Raw genomic sequence first — 21713 nt, forward strand, 5'->3', positions numbered from 1 at the left:
GTCATGAAAATTAAAGTTGTAACAGTTGGGAAACTGAAAGAAAAGTATTTAAAAGATGGTATTGCAGAGTATTCAAAACGAATTTCTCGATTTGCTAAGCTTGAAATGATAGAGCTAGCAGATGAAAAAACACCAGATAAGGCCAGTGAATCAGAAAATCAAAAGATTTTAGAAATAGAAGGTCAGAGAATTTTATCAAAAGTTGGTGACCGTGATTTCGTGATTGTGTTGGCTATCGAAGGGAGAACTTTCTCCTCAGAAGAATTTAGTAAGCAGCTAGAAGAAGCTTCTATAAAAGGATTTTCTACTCTTACATTTATTATTGGGGGGAGTCTGGGATTAGCACAGGATGTAAAAAAGAGAGCCAATCTCTCTGTTAGTTTTGGCCGTTTAACCTTGCCCCATCAGTTAATGAGACTAGTCCTTGTTGAACAAATCTATCGGGCTTTTACAATACAGCAGGGCTCGCCCTATCATAAATAGAAAATTGACTTTCAATTGAATTTTTGGTAGAATAATTGTATTAGGTCTCATAGCTCAGCTGGATAGAGCATTCGCCTTCTAAGCGAACGGTCGCAGGTTCGAATCCTGCTGGGATCAATATAATAGCAAAGCTGGGAATTTTCCCGGCTTTTTTCTTAAAAAAGTACACTTTGGGAGAAAAAAATGACAGTTGAGAGAATTTTATCTAAAACGAAATTCCATTTTGTATAATAGTTTTTGTAAGTTAGCTTACAAGAAAAAAACATTGAGGAGATTTTATTATGAAAAACACAGTTAAATTGGAACAGTTTGTAGCCTTGAAGGAAAAAGACTTGCAAAAGATTCAAGGTGGGGAGATGAGGAAATCAAATAATAATTTCTTTAATTTCTTAAGAAGAATATAAAGGAGTAGCAGAATGAATTTTTTCTTAGTAGTAGATTTTATATTATATTTTTTTATTATTAGTCACAGTTACCATTTAATTTGTAAAGGTCAAATAAATAGAAAAGAATTATTCTTTTTTGGTGCTTATACATTACTAGTAGAAGTAGTACTTGGCCTTCCCTTCTATCTTCTAAATTTAGATGGGTTAGGGATTGCAAGATTTTTATTTCCTTTGGGCTTATATTCCTATTTTCGATGGATTAAACAGTATGAGAGGGATAGAGGACTATTCCTAAGTTTACTACTATCTCTTTTATATGAGAGCACTCATAACTTTCTGTCCGTAACGTTCTCCTCTATAACAGGAGACAATTTTGTTTTACAATATTATGGCCTATTCTTTTTCGTTGTAACGGTATTGACTTATGTCGTTATCGTAACAATCATTCATTATTTCCATTTGGAACTAGCCTATTTTGACAAGGACTACCTTTATCCTTTCTTGAAAAAAGTATTTTTTGCTTTACTACTGCTCCATATTGTATCTTTCGTTTCAAATATGGTAAGTACGATTAAACATTTGAATAGCTTTGGAAGTATTTTATCATCTATTGTCTTTATCTCTTTACTTTTGACCTTCTTTGCAATGAATTCTCATAAAGTTCAAATGGAGAAAGAGATTGCTTTGAAGCAGAAGAAATTTGAACAGAAACATTTACAGAATTATACAGATGAAATTGTCGGTCTGTATAATGAAATCCGTGGTTTTCGACATGATTATGCTGGGATGCTTGTCAGTATGCAAATGGCAATTGACAGTGGTGATTTACAGGAAATTGACAGAGTTTACAATGAAGTTTTGGTCAAAGCAAATCACAAATTGCGTTCAGATAAGTACACTTACTTTGATTTAAACAATATAGAAGATTCAGCTTTACGAAGTTTGGTTGCTCAGTCCATTGTCTATGCTCGAAATAATGGTGTAGAGTTTACACTGGAAGTAAAAGATACGATTACCAAGCTCCCAATTGAATTATTGGATTTGGTTCGTATCATGAGCGTTTTATTGAACAATGCTGTCGAAGGATCGGCTGATAGTTATAAAAAGCAGATGGAAGTAGCAGTTATTAAGATGGAAACTGAAACAGTGATTGTGATTCAGAATTCATGTAAAATGACGATGACTCCTTCAGGAGATCTATTTGCTTTAGGATTCTCTACTAAGGGAAGAAATCGCGGAGTAGGATTAAATAATGTGAAAGAACTACTAGATAAGTACAATAATATTATTTTAGAAACAGAGATGGAAGGCAGTACATTTAGACAAATCATTAGATTTAAGAGGGAATTTGAATGAAAGTTTTGATTTTAGAAGATGTTATTGAACATCAAGTGAGACTAGAGAGAATATTGGATGAAATTTCGAAAGAATCGAATATTCCAATATCATACAAGACAACGGGAAAAGTTCGTGAATTTAAGGAATATATCGAAAATGATGAAGTAAACCAGCTTTATTTTCTAGATATTGATATTCATGGAATTGAGAAAAAAGGGTTTGAAGTTGCTCAGTTTATTCGTCATCACAATCCTTACGCTATTATCGTCTTTATCACAAGTCGATCAGAGTTTGCTACTCTAACCTATAAATACCAGGTATCAGCTCTAGATTTTGTTGATAAGGATATTAATGATGAGTTATTTAAGAAGAGAATTGAGCAAAATATCTTCTACACGAAGAGTATGTTACTTGAAAATGAAGATGTGGTAGATTATTTTGACTACAATTACAAGGGAAATGATTTAAAAATTCCTTATCATGACATTCTGTATATTGAAACGACAGGAGTTTCTCATAAATTGCGCATTATTGGTAAGAATTTTGCAAAAGAATTTTATGGTACCATGACAGATATTCAGGAAAAGGACAAACATACTCAGCGATTTTATTCTCCTCATAAGTCATTTTTGGTAAATATAGGCAATATCAGAGAAATTGATCGAAAAAACCTAGAAATTGTTTTCTATGAAGACCATCGTTGTCCTATTTCAAGATTAAAAATTAGAAAATTGAAAGATATTCTAGAGAAAAAATCTCAAAAGTAATTGACAATTAGCAAGAAATTGATATAATGGTTATATCTGCTACAGATAGAAGGTCCGTTGGTCAAGGGGTTAAGACACCGCCTTTTCACGGCGGTAACACGGGTTCGAATCCCGTACGGACTATTTTATCCGCCATAGCTCAGTTGGTAGTAGCGCATGACTGTTAATCATGATGTCGTAGGTTCGAGTCCTACTGGCGGAGTATAGGTAAAAGGGAACACAACTGTGTTCCTCTTTTTGTATCAATTTGTATCACCAAGCATTTTCATAAGGAAGTCTGTTATTTCTTGAGGACTTTCTTTTTTTCCATGTGCAATCCAAGTTTGGCAGACACCAAAAAGTGCGTGAGTTAGATAGATGCTACTATATTCTAATTCAGTGGTATTGAGATTCAGTTGCATAAAGCGTTTTTGTAAATCTGTGCTGAGCATGATATGAAGTTTATTTCGTAAGAAATTTTGGATTTCTTTAGTCCCATTTTCAGAAAGAAGGGCAGCCAGAAGTGGTTCTGACTCTAGATATTCAAAGACTTCTAAAATAGCATCTTTTTTGTGATGAGCATGTTTTTGGAAAATATATTCAAATGTATGAAATAGCTTGCTTTGATAGTGCTCAATCATATCATACTTATCCTTATAGTGAGTATAGAAGCTGGAACGACTAATTCCGGCTTTTTCTGCTAACTTGACAGTAGAAATTTGATCAAATGGCTGTTCCATTAGTAATTGTACCATAGCATTTTCAATAGTTCGCTTTGTTTTTAATCGTTTATTACTTTCTTGCATACTTCCTCCTTGTAAACAAATTAGACTATATGTCTAAAAATAGATTTTTTATCTTGTAATTTAGATTTTTTATTGTATAATCTATTATATCAAAATTTTAGACAATATGTTTAAAAAAGGAGAAACTATGTTTAAAGAATGGAAAGCAATTTTTAAAAAACCAACCTTTATTATTGTCATGATAGGGATTTCTCTTATTCCAGCTCTGTATAACATCATATTTTTATCCTCAATGTGGGATCCATATGGTCAAGTGTCTGACTTACCTGTGGCAGTTGTCAATAATGATAAAGAGGCTTCCTATAATGGTAATAGCATGTCTATAGGAAAAGACATGGTGTCCAATTTAAAAGAAAATAAAACTTTGGATTTTCATTTTGTAGATGAAGAAGAAGGTAAGAAGGGTTTAGAAAATGGCGATTACTATATGGTAGTAACTTTACCAAGTGATTTATCTGAAAAAGCAGCTTCTATTTTAACGGAGCATCCAGAGCAAATGCAAATCGATTATCAGACTTCAAGTGGTCATAGCTTTATTGCAAGCAAGATGAGTGATTCTGCAATGACACAATTAAAGCAGAATGTTTCTACCAATGTAACCGAGACTTATACTAAAGCTTTATTCAACAAAATGGTCGATTTAAAGGATGGTATGAGTCAAGCAGCTTCTGGTAGTGAAAAATTAACTGATGGAGCGAATCAGTTAGTGGCAGGAAGTCAAACATTAACTACTAACCTAAACTCTTTAGCCGATTCAAGTTTAACATTTTCAAATGGAACGGAGCAGTTTACTAAAGGATTATTCTCTTATGTCTCTGGTGTTGAACAACTTCATCTTGGCTTAGGGAATTTTAATAGTGGTTTAGTTACATATACTGGTGCAGTGAGTCAATTAGATAGCGGATTAGGTCAATTATCTTCTAAAAGTCCTGAATTAGTAAGGGGAATCAATCAGTTATATACTGGTGTAGAGTCCTATACTGACGGTGTTTCTAAGCTTAATGCTGGTCTTAATCAATTTTCATCTGGTGTTAGTTCCTACACTAATGGAGTGGGAAGTCTTGCAGCAGGTGCTAATCAGTTATCTAATCAATCAGCTACACTTCGAATGGGTGTGGAGCAATTAAGTGAAGGAATTCAACAACTTTCTAGCAAGTTAGATGCTTCGTCTGAGCAAAAAGATCAAATTAATCAATTATCTTCTGGTTTGAATCAGTTAAATCAAGCTATTCAAAATATTGATGTTGGAGATACAAAACAATTAGATTCTGTTTTATCAAGTATAGTATCTCTTTCTAATCAAATGTTAGCAAGTGCTCAGTCTGATAAAGCGACTACATTAGCCAATATTCAATCGACAGTAGCTTATCAATCTTTGACAAGTGAGCAACAAGCTGAAATAAGTGCCTCTGTATCTCAAAATTCGACTGATAGTATTCAATCGGCTCAGTCAATTGTAGCTTTAGTACAAGGTTTACAGGGAAGTTTGGAAAACTTACAAAATCAATCTTCAAATCTTTCGACATTAAAAAATCAAGCTAATCAAGTATTACCTATTGCTTCTACTTCTTTGACAGGATTGTCAAATGGATTAACAGAGATACAAGGAGCTGTTTCTAGCAAATTAGTTCCTGCTAGTCAGTCGATTACATCGGGGGTAAATGCATATACTGCAGGTGTTGATAAAGTTTCTCAAGGCGCAAGTCAACTAAGTGAAAAGAATTCCACCTTGACAGGTAGTTTGAACCAATTAGTTTCAGGCTCAACTACCTTGACACAAAAATCTTCTAACTTGACAGCAGGAGTTGGTCAATTAGTTGAAAAAACTCCAGAATTAGTGTCTAGTATTGAAAAATTATCAACTGGCTCTAACCAATTGAATCAAAAGAGTCAAGAATTGATAGCAGGAGTTGATAAATTGCAGTCAGGCTCTAGCCAACTAGCTGACAAATCCAGTCAGTTAATTTCAGGTGCTTCTCAATTAGAAAGTGGAGCTAATAAATTGGCAGATGGAGCTGGGAAACTAGCAGAAGGTGGAACAAAGTTAACTTCTGGATTGGAAGGTTTACAGACAGGAGTTGCTTCTTTAGGACAAGGACTAAGTAATGCTAGTGATCAACTCAAGTCAGCATCAACAGAATCTAAAAATGCAGAGATTTTGTCAAATCCTCTCAGTCTCTCCAAAACTGACAATGACCAAGTTCCTGTAAATGGAATTGCAATGGCTCCTTATATGATATCAGTTGCTCTCTTTGTTGCAGCAATATCAACGAATATGATCTTTGCGAAGTTGCCTTCAGGGCGTCATCCAGAGAGCCGTTGGGCTTGGTTGAAATCTCGAGCTGAAATAAATGGTATTATAGCTGTTTTAGCAGGGATTTTGGTATATGGAGGAGTTCATCTTATTGGTCTAACTGCTAATCATGAAATGCGAACATTTATTCTCATTATCCTAACAAGTTTAGTATTCATGTCTATGGTGACCGCTTTAACAACATGGAATAGCCGTATAGGAGCTTTCTTTTCTCTTATTTTGCTTTTATTACAGTTAGCATCAAGTGCAGGTACTTACCCACTTGCTTTGACAAATGATTTCTTTAGAGCCATCAATCCTTGGTTACCAATGAGTTATTCAGTTTCGGGATTACGACAAACAATCTCTATGACAGGAAATATTCATCATCAAGTCATTTTCCTTGTTGTGATATTAGCCCTATTTATTGGTTTAGGTATGCTAGCCTATCAACCTAAGAAAATGGAAGAATATTAAAAAAATCGACCAACCGGTCGATTTTTTAAGCCTTAGATAACTTTCGTCTGTGATTATAGATTCCAAATAGTAAGAGAGAAGTAAAGGAACAGATTGCTCCAGTAATAAAACCATTGGGAATGAAGGAAAGTGTAATAGTTCCTTTCCCCTTAGGAACATCAACTTTCATAAAGCCAGTTTGAGCTTGTTTAATTTCTATTTTCTTACCATCTTGGTAGGCAGACCAACCTTTGTCATAAGGAATGGTGAAGAAAATAGATGTATCTTGTTGGACATCATATCTAGCAAAGACCTTGTTTTTAGAAGTTGATACTGTGACAGGTTGTTCTTTAATTTTTTGAATTGCGTCGGTGAAAGTTTTAGTATCTAAACGATAGAAGGTAGGAGATTCAAATGATACTTGTGAATTTCCAGGGAAACTAACATTGATATTGAAAGTTTTTTTCTCTTTTGTATAGCCTAGATTAAAGAAGGAGAAGACATTATCAGTTGTAAAAGTTTTCTTTTTTCCATTGACAAGGATGTCAACCTTCTTTTGTTTGTCATTAGAAAAGTGAAGGTTTGTGAAAGAAAGATAAACTTGACTGTTTTCGGGAACCTCAATTTGATACTGGATTGCTGCATCCTCATTTGAAGAACTTGTGACACTAATCAAATCATTAGTATTTTCAGTTTTTTCATAAGGGATTGGAGAAAAATAATCAAAATCGACGTTAGCAAGTTGATTTAAAAACGAGGCTTGATTATCTAAAGTGTGTTCATTGAACTTGACATCATTGTAAACAGATTGACTAGCAAATGCAATCGGAAGAGAGAATTGATTTTCATATAGGGTAAGATTATCTTTTTGATATACATCTTGGAAACCATACTTATCAATAGGACTTTCTGAGATATTGTATTGGATTCCAAATAAACTATCAGCCAAAATACTATTATTGGCATAACGGAGATTGAGATTGGTCCCAGAGGATTTAAACCCAAGTTTATCCAAAGTAGAGCTTGCTGAACGATTTCGAACAGATGAAAATTGAGAGATTCCATTGTAGTTGAATTTCATACTGTCATTTCCTGTCTGAGTTTGTAGTTTTTCAGTACGAGTAAATTGATTTCCAATATATATTGAGAAAGATTCCATAGCTGGGATATCTCGATTATATGCACTTCGAGAAGCAAAGCCCCATTCTTTAGCAATTCCGTCCATTTGAGATGAAGCATTTAAACTTATTTCAACCATTATAAATAAAGAGATTAGAATGGCAAACAGTTTTACAGAGATAAACTTTTTGATAACTGCAAGGAGTAAAAGCGAATAGACAACCAAAAATTCAAGAGTAAGTAGAATATTCAAATCTGTTAAAAAAGAATAATGCGATTTTAGATAGATGGTAGTTAAAACCCCTGTTACTAGAAGAAAAAGTGAAACTAAAAAATTCCAGACTTTAAGTTCTTTCAGACGCTTTAAGACTTCCGCTGCTGTGTAAATTAACAAGGTAGAGAAAATCCAAGAATAGCGATGTAAAAACATATTTGGAGTATGCATACCTTGCCAAAATAAATCAAGAGCTTCTATATAAAAGCTGGCAATTAGAAATGCAAAGAAGATTGCATAGATAAGTTTCACGTGAAACTTAATAGATTTCAGCGTAAAAAATAAAATGGTCAAAATAAAGGGAAGTAGTCCAACAAAAATCATTGGGATGGCCCCATACTTTGTTGTGTCAAAGGAACCGATGAATTGTTTAGCAAAGAGATCAAGATACCAGCTACTTTCAGTTTGAAACTTTGTAATTTCAGTTAATTTTTCCCCATGTGTCTGTAAATCAAATAGAGTAGGAAGAGTCAGAATCAAACTAGCCATACCAGCTAAAACGGAGGTGATTATGAAATCAAGAAAAGATGATTTTCGAGTTTTAAAGTCCCAAGAAATTTGACAGACATACCAGAGAATAAGAAACAATACTGTCATATAGCCAAAATAATAATTTTGAATAAACAAAATTGACAGACTTGTAAAGTATAATAGGATTTTTTTTTCAGTGATAAGCAGATGTAAACCAGTTATAATTAAAGGAATCAAGATAAAAACATCTAGCCAGGTTTTTATCTCTAATTGACTGACAGTGAAACTCATCAGAGCATAGGAAGTAGATAAAGCTATTTTTAAAGGTTTAAGAATCGATTGAAATAATTTATTTAAACTAAAGTAAGTTGACAAACCAATCAATCCAAATTTTAAGAGAGTTGTCAGATAGAAAGCATCTGGCATATTCGTTAGATCAAAAAAGTAAACTAGTGGTGAAAGGAAACTACCCAAGTAATAACTAGATAGGGCATAGAAATTCAATCCGAGGCCACTTGTAAAGGTGTAAAACAGACTACCATTTCCATGTAGGATATTTCTTAGAGCTATATCAAAAATAACGTATTGATGAAACCCATCTCCTAATAGTGGAGATGTATCGCTATTCCAGTAGATACCTTGAGATAGATATACTCCTATCATAATGATTATGGGAATGATGAAAGAAACAAAATAGGTCCAATATGTTTTAAAAAATAATTTCATGTTACCTCATAAAATGTTAGAAAACTCAGCTGGTTAACCCAACTGAGTTTTGAAGATTTTAGTCTTTCCAAAGTTCTTTAACTTTTGCTTGTACTTCTGCATTCTCTAGGAATTCATCATAGGTTTCATCGATACGGTCAATGACGCCATTTTTAGACAAGACAATGATATGGTTAGCTAGAGTTTGAATAAACTCGTGGTCATGGCTAGCAAAGATGATTGATTCTTTAAAGTTTTTCAATCCATCATTCAAGCTTGAGATAGATTCCAAGTCCAAGTGATTGGTTGGATCATCAAGTACAAGGACATTTGATTTTAAGAGCATGAGTTTTGAAAGCATGACACGAACTTTTTCTCCCCCTGACAAGACATTTACAGGTTTGTTAACCTCATCTCCAGAGAAGAGCATACGGCCAAGGAAGCCACGTAGGAAAGTATTGTCATCTTCTTCTTTACTTGCGAATTGACGCAACCAATCAAGGATTGACTCTCCCCCTGCAAAATCGGCCGAGTTATCTTTTGGCAAGTAAGAACGGCTAGTAGTAACTCCCCACTTGACAGTTCCTTCATAGTCAATGTCCCCCATGATTGCACGAATTAATGCAGTCGTTTGGATGTCATTTTGACCAATAAGAGCTGTCTTATCACCTGGACGCAAGATAAAACTGATATTATCTAAAATAGTCTCACCATCAATCTTTACAGTTAGATTTTCTACTGTCAGGAGATCATTACCAATCTCACGCTCCGCTTTAAAGTTGATAAATGGATATTTACGACTAGATGGCACAATCTCTTCTAGCTCAATCTTATCAAGCATTTTTTTACGTGATGTTGCTTGTCTTGATTTGGAAGCATTAGCAGAGAAACGAGCTACGAATTCTTGCAATTGCTTAATTTTTTCTTCTGCTTTAGCATTACGGTCTGCTAGCAATTTAGCAGCGAGCTCAGAAGATTCCTTCCAGAAGTCATAGTTTCCGACATAGAGTTTGATTTTTCCAAAGTCAAGGTCGGCCATGTGAGTGCATACTTTGTTTAAGAAGTGACGGTCGTGGGATACTACGATAACGGTGTTATCAAAGTCAATCAAGAAGTCTTCTAACCAAGTAATCGATTGGATGTCCAAACCGTTGGTAGGCTCGTCCAATAGAAGCACATCTGGTTTACCAAAAAGTGCTTTGGCAAGGAGAACTTTTACTTTTTCACCGTTGGCCAATTCGCTCATGTTTTGATAGTGCAATTCTTCTGGAATGTTTAGGTTTTGAAGGAGTTGAGAGGCTTCACTTTCTGCTTCCCAACCTCCAAGCTCGGCAAACTCTCCTTCGAGTTCGGCAGCACGCACTCCATCCTCATCTGAGAAATTTTCCTTCATGTAGATGGCATCTTTCTCCTTCATGATGCTATAAAGTTTTTCATTTCCCATGATAACGACATCAATGGCACGTTCGTCTTCATAGTCAAAGTGATTTTGACGAAGAACAGAGAGACGTTCATCTGGACCAAGAGAGATGTGACCAGTAGTAGGTTCAATATCTCCAGCTAAAATTTTTAAAAAGGTTGATTTTCCGGCACCATTAGCACCGATTAATCCGTAAGTATTTCCTTCTGTAAATTTGATATTGACATCATCAAAAAGTTTGCGATCACTAAAACGTAGTGAAACATCAGATACTGTAAGCAATGTTTTTCTCCTATATGTGTAATATATTTATTCTACTAGAAAATACGGAAATATTCAAATTTTTATCTGTCAATTTTGTGTAAATTAGATTTACAGTATACTTTACACGAATCCGTAAATAGCAAGACTGATTTATTTTGATAAATTACGGTTATTTCATTAAAAAAATGCTATAATTGAAGGGACTATATCGAAGGAGAATAAAATGATTAAACCCATTATTTTAACAGGAGACCGTCCAACAGGAAAATTGCATATTGGACATTATGTTGGAAGTCTCAAAAATAGAGTTTTATTACAGGAAGAGGATAAGTATGATATGTTTGTGTTCTTGGCTGACCAACAAGCTTTGACAGATCATGCTAAAGACCCTCAAACAATTGTAGAGTCTATCGGAAATGTTGCTTTGGATTATCTTGCAGTTGGATTGGATCCGAGTAAATCAACTATTTTTATTCAAAGCCAAATTCCAGAATTGGCTGAACTATCTATGTACTATATGAATCTAGTTTCATTAGCACGTTTGGAGCGCAATCCAACAGTCAAGACAGAAATTGCTCAGAAAGGCTTTGGAGAGAGTATTCCGACAGGATTCTTAGTCTATCCAATTGCTCAAGCAGCTGACATCACAGCTTTCAAGGCTAATTATGTTCCTGTTGGGACAGATCAGAAACCAATGATTGAGCAAACTCGTGAAATTGTTCGCTCTTTTAACAACGCATATAACTGTGATGTCTTGGTAGAGCCGGAAGGTATTTATCCAGAAAATGAGAGAGCAGGGCGTTTGCCTGGTTTAGATGGAAATGCTAAAATGTCTAAATCACTCAATAATGGTATTTATTTAGCTGATGATGCGGATACTTTGCGTAAAAAAGTGATGAGTATGTATACAGATCCAGATCATATCCGCGTTGAGGATCCAGGTAAAATTGAAGGAAATATGGTTTTCCATTATCTAGATGTTTTTGGTCGTCCAGAAGATGCTCAAGAAATTGCTGACATGAAAGAACATTATCAACGAGGTGGTCTTGGTGATGTGAAGACCAAGCGTTATCTACTTGAAATATTAGAACGTGAACTTGGTCCTATTCGTGAGCGCCGTATTGAATTTGCTAAGGATATGGGAGAAGTTTATAATATGCTTCAAAAAGGTAGTGAAAGAGCGCGTGAAGTTGCAGGTCAAACCCTATCTGAGGTTAAAGGAGCAATGGGACTTCATTACTTTAACTAAGTTTATTTTACAAGAAACTATCATTTCTATCTCGAAGAAAAGATAGTTTTTTATTTACCCCTGTAACATTTGACAAATTTTTATAGAATGGTATGATAGATACAATATAAAAAGAGTCAAGCTCAAAAATAAAGAAAAGAGGAAACTTCGAATGTCTAATTGGGACACTAAATTTTTGAAAAAAGGTTTTACCTTTGATGATGTATTGCTTATTCCAGCTGAAAGTCATGTGTTGCCTAACGATGCAGATTTAACAACTAAATTGGCAGATAATTTGACTTTAAATATCCCAATTATTACCGCTGCCATGGACACAGTTACAGAGAGTCAAATGGCCATTGCTATTGCTCGTGCAGGTGGTCTCGGAGTTATCCATAAAAACATGTCAATTGCTCAACAAGCAGAAGAGGTTCGTAAGGTAAAACGTTCTGAAAATGGAGTTATTATTGATCCGTTCTTCTTGACGCCTGAACATACAATTGCTGAAGCAGATGAGCTTATGGGTCGTTACCGCATCAGTGGTGTTCCAGTTGTTGAAACACTTGAAAATCGCAAATTGGTTGGTATTTTGACAAACCGAGATCTTCGTTTTATTTCAGACTATAACCAACCAATCTCAAACCATATGACTAGTGAAAATCTTGTTACTGCTCCTGTGGGTACAGATCTTGCAACAGCTGAGAGTATTCTTCAAGAACACCGTATTGAAAAGCTTCCTTTGGTAGATGAAGAAGGTCGTCTTTCTGGTTTGATTACTATCAAAGATATTGAAAAAGTTATTGAGTTTCCAAATGCTGCTAAAGATGAGTTTGGTCGTCTTCTAGTTGCAGGTGCAGTAGGGGTTACTTCAGATACATTTGAACGTGCAGAGGCTCTTTTTGAGGCAGGAGCGGATGCGATTGTTATTGATACTGCGCATGGTCATTCTGCAGGTGTCTTGCGTAAAATTGCTGAGATTCGTGCTCATTTCCCAGACCGTACATTGATTGCTGGAAATATTGCTACTGCTGAAGGTGCACGTGCCCTTTATGAAGCAGGTGTAGACGTTGTCAAGGTTGGTATTGGGCCAGGTTCTATCTGTACTACTCGTGTGATTGCAGGTGTTGGTGTTCCACAAGTAACAGCTATCTATGATGCTGCAGCTGTTGCGCGTGAATATGGTAAAACGATCATTGCTGACGGTGGAATCAAGTATTCTGGAGATATTGTAAAAGCACTTGCGGCTGGTGGAAATGCTGTTATGCTTGGATCAATGTTTGCTGGAACTGATGAAGCTCCAGGCGAAACTGAAATCTTCCAAGGACGTAAGTTTAAGACTTACCGTGGTATGGGATCAATTGCTGCTATGAAGAAAGGTTCAAGCGATCGTTACTTCCAAGGTTCTGTCAATGAAGCAAACAAACTTGTTCCAGAAGGAATTGAAGGTCGTGTTGCTTATAAAGGTGCGGCAGCTGATATTGTCTTCCAAATGATTGGTGGTATTCGCTCTGGTATGGGTTACTGTGGTGCAGCTAACCTTAAAGAACTACACGATAATGCTCAATTTATTGAAATGTCTGGTGCTGGTTTGAAAGAAAGCCATCCTCATGATGTACAAATTACTAATGAGGCACCAAATTATTCTATGTAAAAACAATAGAAAGAACTCCCGTGAAAACAGGAGTTCTTTTACGATGTTGTCAATTTTGATTTACAGAAACTTTACCATCCTGAATAGTAAAGATACTTAGATTTTCTGGCAGATTTTGAAGATGATCTAAGCTTGTTGTTGTAATAAAGGTTTGGATTGAGTGAGAAATCGTTTCTAATAATTTTAGTTGTCTAGTGTTGTCAAGTTCACTCATGACATCGTCAAGCAATAATATCGGAGATTCTGTAGTAATACTTTCCATTAACTCGATTTCTGCTAATTTTATAGAAAGGACGAGACTACGATGTTGGCCTTGACTTCCGAAACTAGCATCCATCCCATTTATATAAAAAGAAATGTCATCCCGATGAGGACCAACACCAGTGTTCTTTTTAAATAAATCTCTGGACCTACTTTTTTCTAAAGCAATTTTGAAAGATTCTGATAAGTCTTCTTTGTCAGTTATATTGACAGAAGATTGATAGGATATTGACAACTCTTCAATCTGATTAGAGAGTTCAAAATGTTTCTTACGACCAAATGATTCTAGTTTTTTTATGAAATCTAAGCGGTGATTCATTACACGACATCCATAATCAATTAGCTGATCATCTAAAACTGAAAGGAAGGTTTCATCTATTTTTTGAGCTGATTTTAGATAGGTATTTCTTTGCTTAAGGATATGGTTATAATTGGTTAAATCTGATAGATAGATGGGCTTAATTTGTCCAAGCTCCATATCAATGAATTTTCGTCGAACTGAAGGTGCTCCTTTAATTAGTTGTAAATCTTCCGGAGCAAATAAGACAACATTCATGTGTCCTACGTAATCTGAAAGTCGTGCCTGTTTTAAGTGATTAACTTTTGTCACACGCCCTTTTTGTGTTAGTTCGATTTCGAGAGGAATGGATCCCGTTTGTTTCTGAACAAGACCTGAAAGATGAAGTTGTTCCTCGTCAAAATGAATAAGATTTTTATCTGTCCGAGTCCGATGACTACGTGTTAAGGCTAAAAAATAGATAGCCTCTAACATATTTGTTTTACCTTGCGCATTGCGTCCTAAAAAGACATTTAATTTAGGATTAAAGTCTATTTTCGTCTCTTTATAGTTACGAAAAGTCTTGAGAGATAGGTGTTGTAGCCACATGATTATCTACCAGGGAATCGTGGAGCTTGTTTGCTTTTGGGTAATGAAGTAGGTTTGGATTTGTCTTTTTTAACTCCCTTATTCATCTCCTTTACAAGTTTAGCGATCCGTTCTTTTTCAACTTTATCAGCTTGGTATTCATCTTGTTCTTCAGAAGTAGGTTGTGTCAACAAGATGTCAATATTCATGTCAGGGATGTCAATTTTATCACCAATGCGAAGTTTTTTACCACGACGACTTTCTAACTCCCCATTAAAGTAAACAGAATGTTCAGAGAGAAATGATTTGATAGCTCCTCCGCTATGTGTAATTCCAAGTTCTTTGAGTAGTGCTTGGAGGGTAATAAATTCTTCAAATAATTTGTATTCCATAATTCACCTCAATCTTTGGTATTATACCATATTTTCCTAAAAATAGTGAGAGAAACTGGGAAAAATGTAAGCGATTTTTATTTCAAAAGTGTTACAGGGAACAAGAAAATTTCAGGTTTTCGTGATATAATAGAATTCTGTATATAAGGAGGTAAATCATGGAGTTAGTGCATGGAATTTCAACACATTTTATCCAATCAAAAAAGTTTAAAACGAACAAAATAACCGTGCGTTTTACAGCTCCATTATCTCTTGATACGATTGCAGGTCGCATGTTGAGTACGAGTATGCTAGAGACTGCTAATCAGATGTACCCCACTTCTCAAGATTTGAGAAGACATTTGGCCAGTCTATACGGTACAGATATGTCAACCAATTGTTTCAGAAGAGGGCAAAGTCACATTGTAGAATTGACATTTACTTATGTTTGTGATGAGTTTTTAAGTAGGAAAAATGTGCTAACTGCTCAGGTTTTGGGACTAGTAAAAGAAACTCTTTTTTCACCCGTGGTAGTTGATAATGGATTTGATCCGGCCTTATTTGAAATTGAGAAAAAGCAATTGCTAGCAAGTTTAGCAGCTGATATGGATGATTCTTTTTATTTTTCACATAAAGAATTAGACAAATTATTTTTTCATGACGAATGTCTCCAATTGGAGTATAGTGATTTACGAAATCGTATTTTAGCTGAAACTCCACAAAGTTCTTATTCTTGTTTCCAAGAATTTTTGGCCAATGATCGAATAGATTTCTTTTTCCTAGGTGATTTTAATGAGGTTGAAATTCTAAATGTATTAGAATCATTTGGTTTTAAAGGTCGAGAAGTGGATGTGAAGATTCAATATTGCCAACCTTATTCCAATATCCTTCAGGAAGGCATGGTTCGGAAAAATGTGGGACAGTCTATTTTAGAGTTGGGCTATCATTGCTCTGCTGAATATGGTGATGAGCAACATTTACCCATGATTGTAATGAATGGTTTACTGGGTGGATTTGCTCATTCTAAGCTCTTTACAAATGTCCGTGAAAATGCTGGATTAGCTTATACCATTTCAAGTCAGCTTGATTTATTTAGTGGATTTTTAAGGATGTATGCTGGCATTGATCGAGAAAATCGGAATCAGGCTCGAAAAATGATGAATAATCAACTGCTTGATTTAAAAAAAGGTTATTTTACAGACTTTGAGTTAGAACAGACCAAGGAAATGATTCGTCGGTCTTTGTTGCTTTCTCAAGATAATCAATCTTCATTGATTGAACGTGCTTATCAAAATGCCTTACTTGGAAAATCTTCAACAGACTTTAAAAGTTGGATTGAAAAACTCGAACAAATTGACAAAGACGCTATTTGTAGAGCAGCTAATAATGTGAAGCTACAGGCAATTTACTTTATGGAAGGAATAGAATGACAAAGGTTATTTTTGAAGAAAAATACTATCCAGCTGTAAAAGAAATGGTTTATCGAACTCGTTTGGCAAACGGATTGACAGTAGCTCTTCTACCTAAAAAGGAATTTAAAGAGGTTTACGGGAGTGTCACTGTTCAGTTTGGTTCGGTGGATACGCTTGTCACAGAAGTTGACAGAGATGTAAAAGAATATCCTGCGGGAATTGCTCATTTTCTTGAACATAAATTATTTGAGAGAGAAGATTCTAGCGATTTGATGTCGGCTTTTACGAGTCTAGGTGCAGATAGCAATGCCTTTACAAGCTTTACAAAAACAAACTATCTTTTTTCATCTACGGATTATCTCTTAGAGAATTTAGATTTACTTGATGAATTGGTAACATCGGCACATTTTACTGAAGATTCCATTTTAAGAGAGCAGGATATTATTCAGCAAGAACGAGAAATGTATCAAGATGATCCAGATTCGTGTTTATTCTTTTCGACTTTAGCGAATTTGTATCCTGGTACATCTTTAGCAACTGATATAGTTGGAAGTGAGAAATCGATTTCCCAAATAAATTTAACTAATTTGCAAGAAAATTTTACAAAGTTTTACAAACCTGTAAATATGTCTCTGTTTTTAGTTGGTAATTTTGATGTGGAGCGAGTACAGGACTATTTCGAAAGAAAAGAACTGAAAGATTCAGATGTTCAGGAAGTATCAAAAGAAAAGTTACTTTTACAAAATGTGAAGTCAACAGACAGTATGAGAATGGAAGTATCTTCTCCCAAACTAGCGATTGGGATTAGAGGTAAGCGAGAAGTTGCTGAGGCGGATTGCTATCGACATCATATTTTATTAAAATTATTGTTTGCAATGATGTTTGGTTGGACTTCGAATCGTTTTCAAAAATTATATGAATCAGGTAAGATAGATGCTTCCTTATCTCTGGAAGTTGAAGTAACAAGTCGCTTTCATTTTGTTATGTTGACAATGGATACAAAAGAGCCAGTTGCTTTATCCCATCAGTTTAAAAAGGCTATTCGTAATTTTACAAAGGATTTAGATATTACAGAGGATCATTTAGACATTATCAAAAGAGAGATGTTTGGAGAATTTTTCAGTAGCATGAACTCTCTTGAATTTATTGCAACGCAATATGATGCTTTTGGACAAGGTGAGACAATTTTTGATTTACCAAAGATTTTACAGGAAATTACTTTAGAGGATGTCCTTGATGCTGGACATCATTTAATAGATGATGGTGACATAGTTGATTTTACAATATTCCCATCGTAGTAACCTATCATAATAGACACTAGAAAGAAGGGATGACAAGTATGAGGAAAAAAACAATTGGTGAGGTTTTACGATTAGCTAGAATCAATCAGGGATTGAGTTTAGATGAATTGCATAAAAAAACAGAAATTCAGTTGGATATGTTGGAGGCAATGGAAAATGATGATTTTGATCAACTTCCTAGTCCATTTTATACTCGTTCTTTTTTGAGAAAGTATGCGTGGGCAGTTGAACTTGATGAGCGAATTGTCTTGGATGCTTATGATTCTGGGAGCATGATTACTTATGAGGAAGTAGATGTTGATGAAGAGGAGTTGACAGGTAGGAGACGTTCAAGTAAGAAAAATAAGACATCATTTTTACCTTTATTTTATTTTTTACTCTTTGCCCTATCGATTGTAATATTTGTGACTTATTATGTTTGGAATTATCTCCAGACTCAACCGGAGCGTTCGTCTGCGTCTAGTTATAGTGTGGTCCAAGCAATAAGCTCGACTAGTTCTGTAACTTCATCTTCAAGCAGTAGTTCTTCGAATATGGAACCAGCTATAACGGTATCAGGTGAAGGAAATAGAGTAGAAGTTGCTTATAAAACGAGCAAGGAAACTGCAAAATTGCAATTATCAGTCTCAGATGCTAGAAGTTGGGTTAGTGTTTCAGAAAGTGAGCTTGAGGGTGGTGTGACCTTATCACCGGATAATAAAAGTGCGGAAACAACAGTTTCAACTAAAAATTCTGTAATCATTACTTTAGGTGTTGTCAAAGGTGTCGCTTTAACAGTAGATAATCAGACTGTTGACTTATCGAAATTAACAGCTCAGACTGGAAAAATCACTGTAACCTTTACTAAAAATTAAGGAAAAACGAATGAAAAAAGAACAAATTCCAAATCTCTTAACAATAGGTCGAATTCTCTTTATACCTATTTTTATCTTTATTTTAACGATAGGAAATTCGATAGAGAGTCATATTGTGGCAGCTATTATCTTTGCTATTGCCAGTATCACAGACTACTTAGATGGATATTTAGCTCGTAAATGGAATGTGGTCAGTAATTTTGGTAAATTTGCAGATCCTATGGCGGATAAGCTACTAGTTATGTCTGCTTTTATTATGCTGATTGAGTTAGGTATGGCTCCAGCTTGGATTGTTGCAGTGATCATCTGTCGTGAGTTGGCTGTGACAGGTTTAAGACTTTTATTAGTTGAAACTGGTGGAACAGTTTTAGCAGCAGCCATGCCTGGAAAAATTAAAACTTTCAGTCAGATGTTTGCGATTATTTTCTTGCTATTACATTGGACTTTGCTTGGTCAAGTTCTACTTTATGTAGCCTTGTTTTTCACTATCTACTCTGGCTATGATTATTTCAAGGGTAGTGCCTATGTATTTAAAGGGACATTTGGTTCGAAATGAAATCAATAATTGATGTAAAAAATCTTTCTTTTCGTTATAAGGAAAGTCAGGAATACTACGATGTGAAGGATATTACGTTTCACGTGAAACGTGGAGAATGGCTTTCGATTGTAGGTCATAATGGTAGTGGTAAATCAACGACGGTTCGATTAATTGATGGCTTACTGGAAGCAGAATCTGGAGAGATTGTAATTGATGGTCAACGTTTGACTGAGGAAAATGTTTGGAATATACGTCGTCAAATCGGTATGGTTTTTCAAAATCCAGACAATCAATTTGTTGGAGCGACTGTTGAAGATGATGTTGCCTTTGGTTTGGAAAATCAGGGACTTTCTCGTCAAGAAATGAAAAAGAGAGTGGAAGAAGCTCTGGATTTGGTTGGCATGTTGGACTTTAAAAAGAGAGAGCCAGCGCGTCTATCAGGTGGCCAAAAGCAACGTGTGGCTATTGCAGGTGTTGTAGCCCTAAGACCAGCTATTTTAATCTTAGATGAAGCAACGAGTATGTTGGATCCTGAGGGACGTAGAGAATTGATTGAGACAGTAAAAGGAATTCGGAAAGACTATGATATGACGGTCATTTCCATTACACATGATTTGGAAGAAGTTGCCATGAGTGATCGTGTGTTGATTATGAAAAAAGGGTCAATTGAATCAACTAGTAGTCCAAGGGAGCTTTTCTCTCGAAATGATTTGGATCAAATTGGATTAGACGATCCTTTTGCTAATCAATTAAAACATTCTTTGAGCCAGAATGGCTATGATTTGCCTGAAAATTATTTGACAGAAAGTGAGCTAGAGGATAAGCTATGGGAATTGCTCTAGAAAATGTGAGTTTTACATATCAAGAAGGGACTCCCTTAGCTTCAGCAGCTTTGTCGGATGTTTCTTTGACGATTAAAGATGGTTCTTATACGGCTTTAATTGGCCACACAGGTAGTGGTAAATCAACCATTTTGCAACTATTAAATGGTTTATTGGTGCCAAGTCAAGGGAGTGTGCGAGTTTTTGATACCTTAATCACCTCGACTTCTAAAAATAAAGATATTCGTCAAATTAGAAAACAGGTTGGCTTGGTATTTCAGTTTGCTGAAAATCAGATTTTTGAAGAAACGGTTTTGAAAGACGTTGCTTTTGGACCGCAAAATTTTGGAGTTTCTGAAGAAGATGCGGAGAAGATTGCGCGTGAGAAACTGGCTCTAGTTGGAATTGATGAATCACTTTTTAATCGTAGTCCGTTTGAGCTATCAGGTGGACAAATGAGACGTGTCGCCATTGCAGGCATACTTGCCATGGAACCAGCCATATTAGTCTTAGATGAGCCCACAGCAGGCCTAGATCCCCTGGGAAGAAAAGAGCTGATGAATTTGTTCAAAAAACTCCACCAGTCAGGGATGACCATTGTCTTGGTAACGCATTTGATGGATGATGTTGCTGAATATGCAAATCAAGTCTATGTGATGGAAAAGGGACGTTTAGTTAAGGGTGGTAAACCAAGTGATGTCTTTCAAGATGTTGTCTTTATGGAAGAAGTGCAGTTGGGAGTACCTAAAATTACAGCCTTTTGTAAACGATTGGCTGATAGAGGCGTGTCATTTAAACGATTACCGATTAAGATAGATGAGTTCAAGGAGTCACTAAATGGATAGTATGATTTTGGGGCGTTATATCCCAGGGGATTCGATAGTTCACCGATTGGATCCACGCAGCAAATTGCTTGCCATGATGCTACTGATTTTGATCGTTTTTTGGGCTAATAATCCCTTGACGAATCTAATTCTTTTTATAGCGACAGGAATATTTATTGCCTTGTCAGGAGTATCTCTTTCATTCTTTATTCAGGGCTTGAAATCTATGTTTTTCTTGATTGCCTTCACAACTATTTTCCAACTGTTTTTCATTTCTAATGGGAATGTTTTATTTGAGTTTTCGTTTGTGAGAATCACGGATTATGCTTTGCAACAAGCTGGAATTATTTTTTGTCGCTTCGTATTGATTATTTTCTTTTCAACTTTGTTAACCTTAACGACCATGCCCTTAAGTTTGGCATCAGCTGTCGAAGCTTTATTAGCACCTTTAAAGCGTGTGAAAGTTCCGGTTCATGAAATTGGCTTAATGCTGTCCATGAGTTTGCGTTTTGTCCCGACCTTGATGGATGATACGACGCGGATTATGAATGCGCAGAAAGCGCGTGGAGTGGATTTTGGAGAAGGAAGCATTGTTCAAAAAGTAAAGGCGATGATTCCTATTTTGATTCCTCTTTTTGCAACAAGTTTAAAACGTGCGGATTCCTTGGCTATCGCTATGGAAGCGCGTGGTTATCAGGGGGGAAAAGGCAGAAGTCAATACAGACAATTGAAATGGACTCGAAAGGATACGCTGACCATTCTTGTTGTTCTCGTACTTGGTTGTTGTTTATTTTTCTTAAAATCTTAGTAGATTTCAGGAATTGAT

General features: G+C 35.5%; 19 protein-coding genes and 3 tRNA genes. 17 read left to right on the forward strand and 5 right to left on the reverse strand.

The window, feature by feature from the left end; all coding sequences use genetic code 11:
• Positions 1 to 3 precede the first annotated feature (3 nt).
• The 7 genes from rlmH (at position 4) to RN80_RS02055 (ending at position 3176) form a co-directional block, all read left to right on the forward strand.
• The gene (gene rlmH / locus RN80_RS02025; protein ID WP_060627322.1) at positions 4 to 483 is read left to right on the forward strand and encodes a 23S rRNA (pseudouridine(1915)-N(3))-methyltransferase RlmH; all 480 of its coding nucleotides are present in this window, start codon (positions 4 to 6) and stop codon (positions 481 to 483) included.
• Positions 484 to 526: 43 nt separating this feature from the next.
• A tRNA-Arg gene (locus RN80_RS02030) sits at positions 527 to 600 on the forward strand.
• Positions 601 to 764: 164 nt separating this feature from the next.
• Positions 765 to 887: a competence-stimulating peptide ComC gene (gene comC / locus RN80_RS02035; RefSeq protein WP_060627323.1), complete on the forward strand. Its 123-nt coding sequence runs from the start codon at positions 765 to 767 to the stop codon at positions 885 to 887.
• 12 nt (positions 888 to 899) lie between these two features.
• Positions 900 to 2225 carry a competence system sensor histidine kinase ComD gene (gene comD / locus RN80_RS02040; protein WP_060627324.1) on the forward strand — a complete coding sequence of 442 codons (1326 nt, stop codon included), beginning with the start codon at positions 900 to 902 and terminating at the stop codon, positions 2223 to 2225.
• Positions 2222 to 2974, forward strand: a complete 753-nt coding sequence (comE, locus tag RN80_RS02045) for a competence system response regulator transcription factor ComE (RefSeq protein ID WP_000866073.1) — start codon at positions 2222 to 2224, stop codon at positions 2972 to 2974. The genes comD and comE overlap by 4 nt, the downstream gene beginning before the upstream one ends.
• 51 nt (positions 2975 to 3025) lie before the next feature.
• Positions 3026 to 3097 (forward strand) — tRNA-Glu (locus RN80_RS02050).
• 5 nt (positions 3098 to 3102) lie between these two features.
• Positions 3103 to 3176 (forward strand) — tRNA-Asn (locus RN80_RS02055).
• A 40-nt stretch (positions 3177 to 3216) separates the two neighbouring features.
• On the opposite strand, the gene RN80_RS02060 is transcribed toward RN80_RS02055, so the two are convergent.
• Positions 3217 to 3759, reverse strand: coding sequence for a TetR/AcrR family transcriptional regulator (locus RN80_RS02060; RefSeq protein WP_001158273.1), 543 nt, complete (start codon positions 3757 to 3759; stop codon positions 3217 to 3219).
• Between the two features lie 127 nt (positions 3760 to 3886).
• Here RN80_RS02060 and RN80_RS02065 point away from each other — a divergent pair, with 127 nt between their 5' ends.
• Positions 3887 to 6529, forward strand: a complete 2643-nt coding sequence (locus tag RN80_RS02065) for a YhgE/Pip domain-containing protein (protein ID WP_060627325.1) — start codon at positions 3887 to 3889, stop codon at positions 6527 to 6529.
• Between the two features lie 25 nt (positions 6530 to 6554).
• Here the strand turns inward: RN80_RS02065 and RN80_RS02070 are convergent, their stop codons facing one another.
• Positions 6555 to 9098 carry a YfhO family protein gene (locus RN80_RS02070; protein WP_060627326.1) on the reverse strand — a complete coding sequence of 848 codons (2544 nt, stop codon included), beginning with the start codon at positions 9096 to 9098 and terminating at the stop codon, positions 6555 to 6557.
• 58 nt (positions 9099 to 9156) lie between these two features.
• Positions 9157 to 10779, reverse strand: coding sequence for an ATP-binding cassette domain-containing protein (locus tag RN80_RS02075; protein WP_000958782.1), 1623 nt, complete (start codon positions 10777 to 10779; stop codon positions 9157 to 9159).
• A gap of 205 nt (positions 10780 to 10984) precedes the next feature.
• Here RN80_RS02075 and trpS point away from each other — a divergent pair, with 205 nt between their 5' ends.
• Entirely contained in the window at positions 10985 to 12010 is a 1026-nt protein-coding gene (trpS, locus tag RN80_RS02080; protein WP_060627327.1) for a tryptophan--tRNA ligase, read from the forward strand.
• Between the two features lie 151 nt (positions 12011 to 12161).
• The gene (guaB, locus tag RN80_RS02085; protein WP_049521113.1) at positions 12162 to 13640 is read left to right on the forward strand and encodes an IMP dehydrogenase; all 1479 of its coding nucleotides are present in this window, start codon (positions 12162 to 12164) and stop codon (positions 13638 to 13640) included.
• A 49-nt stretch (positions 13641 to 13689) separates the two neighbouring features.
• Here the strand turns inward: guaB and recF are convergent, their stop codons facing one another.
• Both recF and yaaA read right to left on the reverse strand, forming a co-directional pair.
• Positions 13690 to 14787, reverse strand: coding sequence for a DNA replication/repair protein RecF (recF, locus tag RN80_RS02090; RefSeq protein ID WP_000266678.1), 1098 nt, complete (start codon positions 14785 to 14787; stop codon positions 13690 to 13692).
• A gap of 2 nt (positions 14788 to 14789) precedes the next feature.
• Positions 14790 to 15158, reverse strand: coding sequence for a S4 domain-containing protein YaaA (gene yaaA, locus RN80_RS02095; RefSeq protein ID WP_045612493.1), 369 nt, complete (start codon positions 15156 to 15158; stop codon positions 14790 to 14792).
• A gap of 158 nt (positions 15159 to 15316) precedes the next feature.
• On the opposite strand from yaaA, the gene yfmF reads away from it, so the two are divergent.
• The 7 genes from yfmF to RN80_RS02130 are packed head-to-tail and all read left to right on the forward strand — an operon-like array spanning position 15317 to position 21695.
• Complete coding sequence (gene yfmF / locus RN80_RS02100; RefSeq protein ID WP_045612492.1) at positions 15317 to 16567, forward strand: EF-P 5-aminopentanol modification-associated protein YfmF; 1251 nt, start codon at positions 15317 to 15319, stop codon at positions 16565 to 16567.
• Positions 16564 to 17847, forward strand: a complete 1284-nt coding sequence (gene yfmH, locus RN80_RS02105; RefSeq protein ID WP_060627328.1) for an EF-P 5-aminopentanol modification-associated protein YfmH — start codon at positions 16564 to 16566, stop codon at positions 17845 to 17847. Before yfmF ends, yfmH begins: the two co-directional genes overlap by 4 nt.
• 41 nt (positions 17848 to 17888) lie before the next feature.
• Positions 17889 to 18704 (forward strand): cytoskeleton protein RodZ, encoded by an 816-nt coding sequence (gene rodZ / locus RN80_RS02110; RefSeq protein ID WP_045612488.1) that lies wholly within the window; start codon positions 17889 to 17891, stop codon positions 18702 to 18704.
• Between the two features lie 10 nt (positions 18705 to 18714).
• Positions 18715 to 19260, forward strand: a complete 546-nt coding sequence (pgsA, locus tag RN80_RS02115; protein ID WP_000712127.1) for a CDP-diacylglycerol--glycerol-3-phosphate 3-phosphatidyltransferase — start codon at positions 18715 to 18717, stop codon at positions 19258 to 19260.
• Positions 19257 to 20084, forward strand: a complete 828-nt coding sequence (locus RN80_RS02120; RefSeq protein WP_045612486.1) for an energy-coupling factor ABC transporter ATP-binding protein — start codon at positions 19257 to 19259, stop codon at positions 20082 to 20084. Before pgsA ends, RN80_RS02120 begins: the two co-directional genes overlap by 4 nt.
• A complete protein-coding gene (locus RN80_RS02125) occupies positions 20069 to 20908 on the forward strand; it encodes an energy-coupling factor transporter ATPase (protein ID WP_060627329.1) in 840 nt (279 codons plus the stop codon). Before RN80_RS02120 ends, RN80_RS02125 begins: the two co-directional genes overlap by 16 nt.
• Complete coding sequence (locus RN80_RS02130) at positions 20901 to 21695, forward strand: energy-coupling factor transporter transmembrane component T family protein (RefSeq protein ID WP_050242842.1); 795 nt, start codon at positions 20901 to 20903, stop codon at positions 21693 to 21695. The genes RN80_RS02125 and RN80_RS02130 overlap by 8 nt, the downstream gene beginning before the upstream one ends.
• Positions 21696 to 21713 lie beyond the last annotated feature (18 nt).

The sequence above is a fragment of the Streptococcus mitis genome (assembly GCF_001281025.1).
Taxonomy (GTDB): domain Bacteria; phylum Bacillota; class Bacilli; order Lactobacillales; family Streptococcaceae; genus Streptococcus; species Streptococcus mitis_AK.

Coding starts and splice junctions, on each gene's coding strand:
- comD (WP_060627324.1), top strand. CDS start 900: ATGAATTTTTTCTTAGTAGTAGATTTTATATTATATTTTTTTATTATT.
- yaaA (WP_045612493.1), bottom strand. CDS start 15,158: ATGGAATACAAATTATTTGAAGAATTTATTACCCTCCAAGCACTACTC.
- rodZ (WP_045612488.1), top strand. CDS start 17,889: ATGAGGAAAAAAACAATTGGTGAGGTTTTACGATTAGCTAGAATCAAT.
- RN80_RS02070 (WP_060627326.1), bottom strand. CDS start 9,098: ATGAAATTATTTTTTAAAACATATTGGACCTATTTTGTTTCTTTCATC.
- RN80_RS02130 (WP_050242842.1), top strand. CDS start 20,901: ATGGATAGTATGATTTTGGGGCGTTATATCCCAGGGGATTCGATAGTT.
- guaB (WP_049521113.1), top strand. CDS start 12,162: ATGTCTAATTGGGACACTAAATTTTTGAAAAAAGGTTTTACCTTTGAT.
- yfmF (WP_045612492.1), top strand. CDS start 15,317: ATGGAGTTAGTGCATGGAATTTCAACACATTTTATCCAATCAAAAAAG.
- trpS (WP_060627327.1), top strand. CDS start 10,985: ATGATTAAACCCATTATTTTAACAGGAGACCGTCCAACAGGAAAATTG.
- RN80_RS02125 (WP_060627329.1), top strand. CDS start 20,069: ATGGGAATTGCTCTAGAAAATGTGAGTTTTACATATCAAGAAGGGACT.
- yfmH (WP_060627328.1), top strand. CDS start 16,564: ATGACAAAGGTTATTTTTGAAGAAAAATACTATCCAGCTGTAAAAGAA.
- RN80_RS02065 (WP_060627325.1), top strand. CDS start 3,887: ATGTTTAAAGAATGGAAAGCAATTTTTAAAAAACCAACCTTTATTATT.
- rlmH (WP_060627322.1), top strand. CDS start 4: ATGAAAATTAAAGTTGTAACAGTTGGGAAACTGAAAGAAAAGTATTTA.
- comE (WP_000866073.1), top strand. CDS start 2,222: ATGAAAGTTTTGATTTTAGAAGATGTTATTGAACATCAAGTGAGACTA.
- RN80_RS02120 (WP_045612486.1), top strand. CDS start 19,257: ATGAAATCAATAATTGATGTAAAAAATCTTTCTTTTCGTTATAAGGAA.
- pgsA (WP_000712127.1), top strand. CDS start 18,715: ATGAAAAAAGAACAAATTCCAAATCTCTTAACAATAGGTCGAATTCTC.
- RN80_RS02060 (WP_001158273.1), bottom strand. CDS start 3,759: ATGCAAGAAAGTAATAAACGATTAAAAACAAAGCGAACTATTGAAAAT.
- recF (WP_000266678.1), bottom strand. CDS start 14,787: ATGTGGCTACAACACCTATCTCTCAAGACTTTTCGTAACTATAAAGAG.
- comC (WP_060627323.1), top strand. CDS start 765: ATGAAAAACACAGTTAAATTGGAACAGTTTGTAGCCTTGAAGGAAAAA.